The organism is Shewanella sp. WE21 (assembly GCF_002966515.1).
Classification (GTDB): domain Bacteria; phylum Pseudomonadota; class Gammaproteobacteria; order Enterobacterales; family Shewanellaceae; genus Shewanella; species Shewanella oncorhynchi.
Genome location: NZ_CP023019.1, coordinates 226,917 through 239,373, shown reverse-complemented (window position 1 = coordinate 239,373; position 12,457 = coordinate 226,917). Strand labels below are relative to the sequence as shown.

Here is a 12,457-nt window from a genome sequence, read left to right as displayed (position 1 = left end):
GCCTGAATGTCGTGCAATGCAGGGATGCATGAGAACGACCATGGCTCTCGTTCATAAGCTTAGAGGCCCTAGGTTTCTATTCACCAAGTCGGCGAACGAATGCCATGGCAAGCCTGTAAACTGCTTGTCAATAAACGTTAATTAGTAAGCTGTGTTAGTGGTTTATCAGCCTACAAATCAAATATCATTCAGCGAAGTCTCAATAAGAAAGCCGCTAATGAAGGCGGCTTTTGTGTTTCGATGATTCCATAACCCTTGAATTTTCTTGGTTACATTAAATCTCGAGGCATTAGAGCAAATACACGTTCAAGCTGCAGGCGCCGTGGGCGCCGACGACGAGGGCTTGTTCGATATCGGCAGTTTTTGATGGACCCGCGATAAACACCCCGAACTCACCTGAGGCTAACGTGATTTCTTTAGCTGCCTGATGTAGGGTCGGCACAATCTTATTCGTTGGCAGGGCTAAGATCAGGTTTTCACAGATAAAAGGTGTCACTCTGTGGCCTAGATTTTTATTGTTAACCCAAATGGCACCGTTTTCGGCAACGCCAATGTCACCTGGGATCACTGCATAATCTATGTTTTTGAGCTCGTGGGCAGTGGGTGGCATTTCACGGTTTGCCGTGACCCCCTCTACAAGTGAGATGACCTGTAACCCTTGGGCGATAAGTTCATCGACTTTGGCTTGCAGGGCTTTGATGCCACCTTCTTTATGCAGCGTACCCGCGACAGTATTGAGGTTGGTCTCGAACTGGCCGACGAGATTTTCGACTCTTGGCGTCACATCTATGCTTGGCATAGGATGATTTGTTAAGGCCGACAGTTTGAGCGCATTGAGAATTTCAAGTTTACTAGACATCTTATAGGCTCCTGTGTTTCTTAAACCAAGCTTCGAAGCTGGAGTTCGGGGCAACGGGCAGTTCACGGTATTTACCCCATGCACCGCTAAAGGGTTTTAACAGACTACCCGGTAGAATGCGCAGCGCAGTTCTCGCCACACTCATAGAGCAGTTAAGCATGGTTTCGCTTGCCATAAATTTACCCACTAATGGCATGTAACTGTTTTTGCCATAGGGGAGTTTTCCGGCTTCAGCCTTAAGGCGTCTGTGGTGGAAAATAATCTTATCGAGCGGTACTTTAGTCGGGCAGATATAGGTACAGCTGCCACACAAGGTACAGGCCCAGGCAATCGAGTTAGTGTCATCAATCTTAGCGCCCACTGCGATACCAATTGGGCCAGGGATAGTGTAGTTGTAGCTGTAACCGCCGGAGCGACGATACACAGGACAGGTATTGAGGCAACCACCACAACGAATACATTTCAATGATTCTGCGAGGATTTTATCCTTGAGCATCTCAGTGCGGCCATTGTCGACGATAATAATGTGCATCTCACCTTCGGGCTGTGGGCCACGGTAAAAGGCGCTATAAGTCGTGACAGGTTGGCCCGTGGCGTTGCGCGCCAGTGTTCGCAGTAAAACGGCGGCGCTATCGATATCGGGCACCACTTTGTCGATGCCCATTGAATGCAACTGCAACTTAGGCAGGTTAGCACCCATGTCGGCGTTGCCTTCGTTCGTGCAGACCACCACGGCGCCTTTATCGGCAATCGCCATGTTCACGCCTGTCATCGCGGCATCGGCGCTAAGGAACTGTTCACGCAAGTGGGCACGGGCGGCGCGGGTTAAATACAAGGGATCGGATCCCCCCGCTTTAGTGCCGAGTTTTTCATGGAAGAGTTCGCCGACTTCTTCCTTTTTCATATGGATAGCAGGCACGACTATGTGTGATGGTGGCATTTTGGCGAGCTGAATAATCCGCTCACCTAAGTCGGTGTCTATGACCTCAATGCCACGTTGTTCTAAGTACGGATTGAGGTGACATTCCTCGGTCAGCATAGACTTAGACTTCACCAACTTTTTGACTTTTTGGCGGGATAAAATGTCATGCACGATACGATTGTGCTCTGCGCCATCTTTCGCCCAATGGACTTGTATGCCGTTGGCGATACAGTTTTGTTCAAAGGTTTCAAGATATTGAGCAAGATGGGTTAGCGTGTGGAGCTTAATTTCTGAGCCAAGCTGGCGCAGTTGTTCCCATTCTGGGATGCTACCCGCGGCGCGGTCGCGTTTTTCTCTGAGCATCCATAGCGCTTTTGAATGCCAGTCGACACGGGTTTCGTCGCGGCAAAAAATATCGGCTTTATGGGCATGGACTTGGGAGCCATTAGCTCCGTGATTATGATTGTAAGCCATGGTGAGTCTCCTAGAGCGCGGCGTTTAGCACTTGCGCTATGTGGCGAATTTCAATCGGCAATTGCTGTCTGCGGATCATGCCATCGAGGTGCAACAGGCATGAAGGATCAAAACCCACCACATACTCAGCACCCGTTGCGGCGTGGGCTTGGGCCTTGTCTTTGCCCATTTTGGCTGACACTGCGCCTTCATCGACGGCGAAGGTGCCACCAAAGCCGCAGCATTCGTCACGGCGGTCTGGATACACTATGTCTATGCCGGCAATATTGGCCAATACAGCTTCGACTTTGTTGAATCTTGGCCCCATTTGCTCACTTGGGGTGGCAAGGCTTAACATGCGAATGCCATGGCAACTCAGTTGCAAGCTTACCTTGTGCGCGAAGGGCTTGGTAAAGGCTGGGATCGGCGCGATATCGTGTAAAAACTCTGTGAGTTCATAGAGTTTGTTGATCACAGCTTGTGCTTCTGGGCTGCTATCAAACTCGTGGAAGTTTTCTTTGGCGGCCACTAAACAAGAGGCGGCAGGGCAAACAATAGCGTCGCATTCCACTCCTTTAAAGGCGTTGAGCAATTTAAGGGTGGTACTGCGTGCTGCATCGAAGCAACCCGAGTTTGTCATCGGCTGGCCACAGCATGTTTGACCCGCGGGTAGAATCACTTGGTGCCCGAGTTTCTCTAATAATTCCAAGGTGGCAATCGCGACCTCTGGCATCATTTGATTGACTAGACACGGGATGAAAAGGGCGATTTTCATTGTGTTTTCTCTTTCTTGTTAGTGAACGACATTGCCTTGCAGTGTGACCCAATATCCACACTAATGCTAAGGTAGTTGATCAAATATAGGCCTATCTTAGCGGAATAAGTAGCCCTAATTTAGTAAATGATCTTGTAGATTTTTTCAAAAATGAGAATATTTTAACTTGATGATTACATTGGTTTTAAAATGTATTTATTCAGGTTTGAAATTCTCAAAAAATACTTAATGATAAATAAATGAGAATAGTTCGCTTATATAAACAAACGGGGCTAAAAATAGCCCCGTTTGTTTACTACTGTCATACCAGATTAGCGGCTGCACTCTTCGAGCAGATAAGCTAAGTGGCGGTAGGAAATGCCGCTGTGTTGGGTCAAACCGACTTCGCACATACGGTTGGCGTAATAGCCTTCCTTAATCTCGACAGGAATGAGCTTTTTAATATTACGCAGTGCGCTGGCGTTGATTTCAGGCTTATACAAGCCTTTTTCACCCGCGTAACCGCAGCAGTCAATTCCCGCAGGTTTGAGCACTTGTGTAGAGCAGGCATCGGCGATTGCTTGCATCTTAGGTTCAAGTTTCATCTTGCGTGCGCTACAACCTAAGTGCAATGCCACATTGACTTTTTTGCTGATGTTGAGCTTAGTCAGTAGCTTGTCGTGCATAAACTCAACTAAGTCGATAATTTGTACTTTTGGATTACCTGACAAAGTGCGGTAGGTGCAAGACAGGGCATCGACGATCACTGGCAGCTTACCACCATTGGTCATCTTGCTCACTGCATCGATAAGTTCTTGGCGTTTGGCATCGGCGTTTTTAAAGTCGCCCTTAGATTCCCACATCTGGCCGCAACATAAATCGCGGGTTTTTTCTGGCGTGATGACGTTATAGCCAGCACGTTCCAGCAGCGTGACGACCACCTCAGGCAAAGTGCGGTTATCGGGATCTTTTGGCGTCGGACCAAAGGTTCTGCCGCCGCAGGCTGGGAAGTAAACCACTGTTTCTTGGCCAACTTTAGCGGGGGATGGTTTTGGCAATTTGCCGCCTTTCGGGAAATCGGGGTTCCAATAAGGCACTTCTTTTGAAATCAAACGGCCGGTTTTCATTAGGGCACTGGTAATGTTATCGCCAGTGATCTTGTGGATCACGCCAAGCATGTCAAAACCTGAACTGATAACTTGGTTAACTGCGCCAAAGTGTTTGGCTTGGAAATCTAAGACTTTTTGTTCAGTAGTGCTGATGTACGGCGTGCGCAGTTTACGCACCAGTTGGCCCATGCTGTTATCCACTGGGCAAGCAATAGTACAAAGCTGGCAGGCGGCACAGGTATCAACTACATCGTATTTAGCTGCGGCGCGCATTTCTGCTGCTGCGGCTTTATCACCGGATTGTTCTAAACGTTCTATTTCACGCAGAGTCGCAATACGTTGACGAGGTGAGAAGTTGAGTGCCGATGTTGGGCAGGTTTTTTCACAGAAACCACATTCGATACATTTATCAACAAAATCATCGACCACAGGGCAGGGCTTGATGTTTTTAACGTGGACATTGCTATCGTCGTTAAGAATAACGCCTGGGTTTAGAATGCCCTGTGGATCAAATACTTGTTTGATGCTCTTCATCAAAGTGTAAGCATCTTGTCCCCATTCTTTTTCGACGAACGGCGCGACAGCACGGCCAGTACCATGCTCGGCTTTCATTGAACCGTCGTACTTGTTAATCACCATGTCGGCAATATCATCCATAAAGGCATGGAAACGATCGATATCGGCTTGAGTCGAGAAGGTGGGGGTAATGATAAAGTGGAAGTTCCCCGCAAGAGCATGGCCATAAATACAGCCTTCAGGGTAACCATGTTTATGGAAAAGCTCAGTGATATCGTGCGCCGCCGCAGCAAGGTGCTCTAGTTCAAAGGCCACGTCTTCGATGATAACTGAGGTTCCCTTTGGACGCTCACCACCTACAATCGGGAACAAGCCTTTGCGCATTGCCCAGTATTTGTCATAAACCGCTGGATTAGTACTAAATTCCATTGGGCGGATAAAGTCAAAGCCGGCGAGTTTCGCGGTGACATCTTGAGTATAATTTTCTAAGGTTTTGTCGTCATCAGCACGGGATTCTATCAGTAGAATAGCGGATAGGGCCGGTAATTCTGATAACCAATCTGGCATGCCAGGCTTGCCCGTTACTGCTTTGATTGATGGCCAATCAAGGAGTTCAGCAGCAGAAACGCTTTCACCGTTTATCAGTGGTATGGCTCGTGCGGCATCTTCCATATTATGGAATACGGCCATAGCTGAGGCTTTAAATTTAGCTTCATTCACTGTGTGATAAGTGACTTCATTAATAAAGGCTAAGGTGCCTTCCATCCCCACCATTAAGTGGTTGATGATGTCAAATGGGTCGGTAAAATCGAGTAACGAATTGATGCCGTAGCCGGTGGTATTTTTAATGGAATACTTTTTACGAATTCTGTCCGCTAACACTGTGTTATGGCGAGTCATGTGCGACAGTTCTGTCAGCGCATCCAGTATTTTTCCATGGGATTTAACAAAGGCAGCTTTTGATTTTTCACAGCCTGTATCGAGTTCAGTACCATCTGCAAAAAGAAGTTTCGCGGAAGCGATAGTTTGGTAACTGTTTTGCGCAGTACCACAGCACATTCCCGAAGCATTGTTTGCCACAATACCACCAATTTTGGCGGAACCTATGGTGGCGGGATCGGGACCAATTTTGCGGTTAAGCGGCGCGAGTACGGCGTTAGCGTCGGAACCAATGACAGCAGCACCTAAGGTGATCTGTTTGGCATCGCTACTGACTTCAATCTTTCTAAAACCATCATGGCCAAGGATCAACAAAATACCTTCACCGATAGCTTGGCCAGATAAACTGGTTCCAGCGGCCCTAAACGTGACGGGTGCATCATGCTTACGGGCAACGGCTAATGTGAGCTTTACCTGTTCTAGGGTTTCTGCATGGACAACCACTTCTGGGACTATCCTGAAGTAGCTTGCATCGGTGGACCAGGCAAAACGGCGAACGGGATCATCCGTCACGGGATGATCACCTAATTGCGTTCTTAGATCATCGATGACCAGTTTATAGTTAATCGACATAGCATCACTCTCTTTATTAATAGATTAAAGCCGAAGTCACTGGGAGTGACTTCGGGCATTCAATAAAATAAAACGGCTTAGAATCCACCCCACAGGGTAGCTATAGTGCCCGCCAGTAAGGCATAACCAATGGCAACAGGCATTGTTTTACGGATAATTTCTGACTCTCTACCTGCCATACCCACTACCGTTGCAGCGGCAACCACGTTCATTACGCACATCATGTTACCGGCGTTTGCACCGATACCTTGTAGTGCCAATACCAGTGTGTGGTTCATGCCAATATTGTCGGCAACGCTGTATTGTAGGCTGGAGAACATCATGTTTGAGAAGGTGGCTGAACCGGATAAGAAGGCACCAAAAATCCCCACGATAGGCGCCATCCAAGCCCACACTGCGCCCATGGAACCTGCCAACATATCCGCTAAAGCGACAGGCATTGAGGCAAGACCTGCACCATTAGCGCCTGAGTTTAAGAAGATTTTCACCATAGGCACTGATGCACCTAATGAAATAATTGTTGGCAACATGGACTTACATGAAACACCGACCGTTTGCTGAATCGCAGGGCTTTTCATTTTGAACAGGAAGAAACCTAGAATACACACGGCAACAAAGAAGGCACCTGGTGCATATAAGGTTGCGAAGCTGGCTTTAAGCTCAGTGCCCATTAGGCCTGTCCAGCTGATGTTAAAGCTTGATAACCATGCTTTTAACGGTGCCACTGTACGCGACAATACCAAAAGCGCAGCCATGATGATGTAAGGTGTCCAAGCGGCAATTTGGGAAAACTTAGCCGTTGTTTCGACTTTTCCGCTTTCTTGACTGTCATTCTCTGCGAAATCATTCCATGGCGTTTTAGGCAGTAAGTAGCCTTTACGCGCAACCGGGATCACTAAGGCCATACCGATCAATGAACCGATAACCGAAGGGAATTCTGGGCCTGCAAGGTAGTTGATGATCCATGCGGGGACGGTAAAGGCAAGACCTGAGAAAATCGCAAATTTCCAAATTGCTAAGCCTTCCTTAAAGGATTTATTGCGACCAAAGAATCCAGTTAGCATGGTCACCATTACGAGAGGAATTAATGAACCTGTGATTAAGTCGATAGTGATCATATGCATGACGATATATCGAGCATAACCAGCATAGTTACCACCATGGGCAGCAAATTGCTCCGCCGCCATGCTCACGCCACCTTGGATCAGACCCTGTTCCATCCCAAAAAGTACGGGTAGACCAATCGCACCGAAGGATACACAGGCCGAGTCAGCAATTAAAGCCACGACAGCTGCGGCAACGGGTGGTACACCAAGCAATACCAGTAGTGGTGCGCCAATGGCTGCGGGAGTTCCAAAACCAGCACTACCTTCAATAAAGGCACCGAATAACCAACAGATGATGATGACTTGTACACGGGCATCGGCACTGATGTTAGTAAACCCAGCACGGATAGTGTCCATGGCACCTGAGTATTTCAGGGTATTGAGTAGGAATACGGCACCAAAAATGATGGTTAACGGTGTGATGGCTGAGAGCAGTCCTTCGAGGACCGATGCCGCCAGTAATGTGGTATCCATTTGCCAAATAAACACGGCGGCGAGCGCTGTGATTATCATGGAGATAGGCATAGCCTTAGATGCAGGCATTCTGAGTAACACTAGAAATAGCATTACACTGAGCACTGGCGTCAAGCTAGCGAGGAGTTGAAGTATTGTCATGCTTGCCTCTTCATAAAGTGGTCTGTCTTATTATTGATATTAGGATTTTTCATCTGCCTTCATGTCGACTTCCCAGACCAATAAATCAGCAGTTAATACTGCAAGTACTTACGGTCTCGACATTCTGTGTTGTGTACTAGACGCTATTGTGAGCTTGACTAATATGATCTAGATCATCTTGGCTGTTATATGAAATGCTAATTTACAGTGCTGCGGGGTGCTTCTCTCGGGGGATTTTCTTATATGTGACAATGATCACTTAGACTGTTGGGTGCATATCTACTTTGGTTATATTAAATTAAATTTTTTGTTTTTCTGGTTATTAAAAGTAGAGCTATCACTCATATTCATCGTCATTATTGCAATTAACTGATCCATTTATTTCATTAATAGTCTGTTATTGGTTTTTTCAGTCATTTTTAAGGTGTGATTAAGGTCGCATAGATTGTTGTGGCTGGATTAACTCATTTACTTCTATTTTCATCAAGCTATTGTAATGTTTGCCTAATATGTCCATTTTGGAATGTTTTTTTATAGTGATCTAGAGCACCTTTTAAAATGGTGCGATTTTATTGTGATGGATATCACTTAATGAATTTTACTTTAATATGAAATTTTATAACCATTATTTAATTTAATTTCAGTTTATTTGAGCGAACAGCCAGCCAAAATATTCAAGTATATTGAGAGAACAGCATAAAAGTTGAAATAAAAAGTGACCGCTTCTAATGGGTTAAGAGGAGAAATTGAGAGAACAGGGTGAAATTGAAGCAGAAATTTTAAGTAACAAAACTAAAAAATACTGTTTGAACTTTTATCAAACTGGTTAGTGTCATTAATGCTTAAACGTCATTAATGCGAATATCAGCCGTTTGTGTGTGGTGCTAAAAAGTTCACCAAAGACTGTGCAGGGGAAAAGATAAGGCTTTAATGGCAATCTATTAGGTTAAATTTACAAAATAAAAAAGAGACGTGATATGTCTCTTTTCTTGGTGATTTAGCCCAAAGATACAGACTTAAAACAATTTGCTGCCCCAGCCTAATTTGGTCCGCAGAACGTGGAAATAGTTGTGTCCTTTAGGATGAATAAGCCGTAAACGTTCAGAGCTGCGGCGCACTATGATTTCATCGCCGGGTAACACTGCTAAATGCACGTGGCCATCACAGCTGACTTCGAGGTTTTCGCCATTTTCAGGTGACACAACCATTTTTATGGTGCTGCACGCATCGACAACAATCGGGCGACACGACAGAGTGTGCGGGAACATAGGTACTAAGATTAGTGCCTGTAAATTAGGCGTCAGGATAGCGCCGCCAGCGGAGAGGGCGTAGGCCGTTGAACCGGTCGGTGTTGACACTATCATGCCGTCGGCACGTTGGCTGTACATGAACTGATCGTCAATATAGACCTCAAACTCAATCATGTGGGCAATTTTACCCGGATGGAGTACGGCTTCGTTGACGGCGGTGTTGCTCGCCTTGAGCATACCGTGGCGATAGACTTCGGCTTCGAGTAAGAATCTATGCTCGGTATCGAACTCTCCATCGAGTACCTTGGCGAGCGCCTCTTCGAAGGCATCGGGCGGCAGATCGGTTAAAAAGCCTAAATTGCCGCGGTTAACCCCAATCACGCCTAAATCAAAGCGGGCTAATACCCTTGCCGCGCCGAGCATGTTACCGTCACCACCGACGACTATGGCTAAGTCGCAACGCGCGCCAATTTCTAGTAAATCGACCGCTATGATATTGGGTCCTAATTCGGTAGCAACACGCTCTTCCACTAAGACTTCAAAGCCCTGCATTGTCAGCCAATAATGCAGACGCTTTAAGGTTTGGTTGGTCCCTTGGTGGTGAGGTTTGCCGATAAGGCCGATAGTATGAAACTTTGTGGTCATATTTATGCTAGATCTGGCCTTAGGCCTTGAAACGTCAAAATTGATCCCCATAATATGCCCAGAGTATTTCAGAAACAAAGCATTTTTAGCTGGAGTGAAAATGAGCAACGAATCGATTAAAGCAGAACAGGATCTGATCCAAGAGGGTGTAGAGTCTGAAGTATCTACCGCAGAAGCAAGTCTGATCGATGAGCTTACCCAGGCCAATTTCCGTATTGAAGAGCTGGAACAGTTACTCGCTGAAGCTTTGGCGAAAGTTGAAGAGCAGAAGGATTCAGTCATCCGCGCCGCAGCCGAGGTCGATAACATTCGTCGTCGTGCCGCAATGGATGTGGAAAAGGCGAACAAGTTTGCCTTGGAAAAGTTCGCCAATGAGCTTTTGCCTGTGCTTGATAACATGGAGCGCGCGCTAATGGGTACAAACCCAGAAGATGAAGCGACGAAAGCGATTTATCAAGGTGTTGAGTTAACTCAAAAAAGCTTACTCACTGCGGTGGCTAAATTTGGTGTTAAGCAAATTGATCCACAAGGTCAGTCATTTAACCCTGATCAACATCAAGCGATTGGCATGCAGCCAAGTGCCGAGTTCCCTGCGAACACTGTGATGTTGGTGATGCAAAAGGGTTATGAGCTGAACAGTCGCTTGCTGCGCCCTGCTATGGTGATGGTGTCACAGGGTGGCCCTAACCAAGAAAGCGCAACGATAGATATCGAAGCTTAAGCTTTATTGGATCAGCCGCTGTTATAAAAGACAGCAACAAAAAAGGACTGCAATTGCAGTCCTTTTTTATGGGCGGAATTTTTTATTGATAACATTTAGCGTCTTAACGAGATAAGCAAGTTCAGCCTATTGCGCTAGATAAGCATTGATTTGCGCCAGTATGCCTTCGGCATCCAGTTGCAAGTCGTGGATGACTTCTTCTGGCGAGCCATGTTTAATGAACTCGTCTGGCAAACCAATTTGGAGTACGGCTTTAGGCATTTTTAGCTTTTGAAGCTGTTCAAGCACTCCGGCACCCGCACCGCCTATAATGGCATTTTCCTCCACAGTGACTAACACTTCATGGGTTAGTGCCATTTCTTTTACCAGATCAACATCAAGTGGTTTCACAAAGCGCATATCGACAACCGTCGCATCTAAGCTTTCGGCAGCGGTTAATGCCGATGCGAGCAAGGTACCAAAGTTAAGTATGGCAATACGCTTACCGATGCGCTTAATGACACCTTTACCAATTGGCAACGCAGTCATGGACTCGACTTGCATCGCTCCCGTGGCACTACCCCTTGGGTAACGCACCGCACTTGGGCCCGCATCATAGCAATAGCCAGTGTAGAGCATTTGACGACATTCGTTTTCATCGGACGGCGCCATGATCACCATATTAGGGATACAACGCATAAAACTTAAATCGAATGCACCTTGGTGGGTTGGACCATCGGCACCGACGATACCGCCACGGTCAATGGCAAATAACACGGGCAATTGTTGTAGTGCGACATCGTGAATAAGCTGATCATAGGCGCGTTGCAGGAAAGTCGAGTAAATCGCGACTACAGGCTTGAAACCTTCGCAGGCAAAACCCGCCGCTAAGGTGACTGCATGCTGCTCGGCAATCGCTGCATCGAAATATTGTTTCGGGAAGCGCTGGGAAAACTCCACCATGCCCGACCCCTCACGCATCGCAGGAGTAATCGCTAACACTTTCTCATCTTGTTCGGCAATGTCGCACAACCATTTACCGAAGACTTGAGAAAAGGTCGGTAAACCGGGTTTGGTGGCCGGTTTTTTAAAGAGTGATGGGTCAAACTTAGGCACAGCATGCCAACCGATAGGATCTTTTTCAGCAGGTTCATAACCACGACCTTTCTTGGTCATGATGTGCAGCACCTGTGGACCTTTCAGATTACGCATATTGCGCATGGTCTCGACCAGAGCGTCTACGTCGTGGCCATCGATAGGACCTATGTAGTTGAAACCTAACTCTTCAAATAGAGTGCCAGGAACGACCATACCTTTGAGGTGTTCCTCAGTGCGCTTGGCCATTTCTTTGATGACTGGCATACCTTTCAACACTTTTTTGCCGCCTTCGCGCAGTGTGGTGTAGAAACGGCCTGACATCAGTTGTGCTAAATGATTGTTGAGGGCGCCGACATTTTCTGAAATCGACATTTCGTTGTCGTTCAGTACCACGAGCATGTCATTGTGCAAGTCGCCCGCGTGGTTCATGGCTTCAAACACCATGCCGCCGGTCATAGCGCCATCGCCGATGACAGCGACCACTTTACGACCTGCTTGTTCTTTTTCTGCAGCTATCGCCATCGCCAGCGCGGCGCTAATCGACGTGCCTGAATGGCCAACACTGAAAGTGTCGTATTCACTTTCTTCACGCCATGGGAAAGGATGTAAGCCATCTTTTTGCCGAATGGTGTGCATCTTGTCACGTCGACCCGTGAGAATTTTATGGGGATAGGCTTGATGGCCTACGTCCCAGATCAGTCGATCAAAAGGGGTATTGTAGACATAGTGCAGTGCCACAGTGAGTTCTACTGTGCCGAGCCCAGAGGCAAAATGTCCGCTGGACATGCCAACAGACTTAAGAAGGAACTCGCGCAGTTCATCGGCTACTTGTGGTAAAAGTGCCTGAGGAAGCTGGCGGAGCTCATTGGGGGTGTTGGCCTGCGCCAACACGGGAAACTGAGAAATGTCCAAACTCAT

Annotated in this window: 8 protein-coding genes; 1 reads left to right on the top strand and 7 read right to left on the bottom strand. The window is 47.0% G+C overall.

All coding sequences use genetic code 11. The features are described from left to right. Positions 1-289: 289 nt before the first annotated feature. The 6 genes from CKQ84_RS00960 to nadK form a co-directional block, all read right to left on the bottom strand. Positions 290-859 (bottom strand): LUD domain-containing protein, encoded by a 570-nt coding sequence (locus CKQ84_RS00960; RefSeq protein ID WP_028760696.1) that lies wholly within the window; start codon positions 857-859, stop codon positions 290-292. 1 nt (position 860) lies between these two features. After that, entirely contained in the window at positions 861-2,255 is a 1,395-nt protein-coding gene (locus CKQ84_RS00955) for a lactate utilization protein B (RefSeq protein WP_105249773.1), read from the bottom strand. 10 nt (positions 2,256-2,265) lie between these two features. Further along, positions 2,266-3,009: a (Fe-S)-binding protein gene (locus tag CKQ84_RS00950; protein WP_006085148.1), complete on the bottom strand. Its 744-nt coding sequence runs from the start codon at positions 3,007-3,009 to the stop codon at positions 2,266-2,268. Between the two features lie 311 nt (positions 3,010-3,320). Next, complete coding sequence (locus CKQ84_RS00945) at positions 3,321-6,125, bottom strand: FAD-binding and (Fe-S)-binding domain-containing protein (protein WP_105249772.1); 2,805 nt, start codon at positions 6,123-6,125, stop codon at positions 3,321-3,323. A gap of 77 nt (positions 6,126-6,202) precedes the next feature. Continuing rightward, positions 6,203-7,846, bottom strand: coding sequence for an L-lactate permease (locus CKQ84_RS00940; RefSeq protein WP_049821741.1), 1,644 nt, complete (start codon positions 7,844-7,846; stop codon positions 6,203-6,205). A gap of 1,016 nt (positions 7,847-8,862) precedes the next feature. After that, positions 8,863-9,741: an NAD(+) kinase gene (gene nadK / locus CKQ84_RS00935; RefSeq protein ID WP_081729057.1), complete on the bottom strand. Its 879-nt coding sequence runs from the start codon at positions 9,739-9,741 to the stop codon at positions 8,863-8,865. Positions 9,742-9,841: 100 nt separating this feature from the next. Between nadK and grpE the strand changes: the two genes are divergently transcribed. After that, positions 9,842-10,462, top strand: a complete 621-nt coding sequence (gene grpE / locus CKQ84_RS00930) for a nucleotide exchange factor GrpE (protein WP_028760692.1) — start codon at positions 9,842-9,844, stop codon at positions 10,460-10,462. Between the two features lie 126 nt (positions 10,463-10,588). On the opposite strand, the gene dxs is transcribed toward grpE, so the two are convergent. After that, a complete protein-coding gene (gene dxs, locus CKQ84_RS00925) occupies positions 10,589-12,457 on the bottom strand; it encodes a 1-deoxy-D-xylulose-5-phosphate synthase (protein WP_105249771.1) in 1,869 nt (622 codons plus the stop codon).

Excerpts from the sequence above, each read along its gene's own strand:
- CKQ84_RS00960 (WP_028760696.1), bottom strand. The coding sequence starts at position 859 with ATGTCTAGTAAACTTGAAATTCTCAATGCGCTCAAACTGTCGGCCTTA.
- nadK (WP_081729057.1), bottom strand. The coding sequence starts at position 9,741 with ATGACCACAAAGTTTCATACTATCGGCCTTATCGGCAAACCTCACCAC.
- dxs (WP_105249771.1), bottom strand. The coding sequence starts at position 12,457 with ATGAGTTTGGACATTTCTCAGTTTCCCGTGTTGGCGCAGGCCAACACC.
- CKQ84_RS00940 (WP_049821741.1), bottom strand. The coding sequence starts at position 7,846 with ATGACAATACTTCAACTCCTCGCTAGCTTGACGCCAGTGCTCAGTGTA.
- CKQ84_RS00950 (WP_006085148.1), bottom strand. The coding sequence starts at position 3,009 with ATGAAAATCGCCCTTTTCATCCCGTGTCTAGTCAATCAAATGATGCCA.
- grpE (WP_028760692.1), top strand. The coding sequence starts at position 9,842 with ATGAGCAACGAATCGATTAAAGCAGAACAGGATCTGATCCAAGAGGGT.
- CKQ84_RS00955 (WP_105249773.1), bottom strand. The coding sequence starts at position 2,255 with ATGGCTTACAATCATAATCACGGAGCTAATGGCTCCCAAGTCCATGCC.
- CKQ84_RS00945 (WP_105249772.1), bottom strand. The coding sequence starts at position 6,125 with ATGTCGATTAACTATAAACTGGTCATCGATGATCTAAGAACGCAATTA.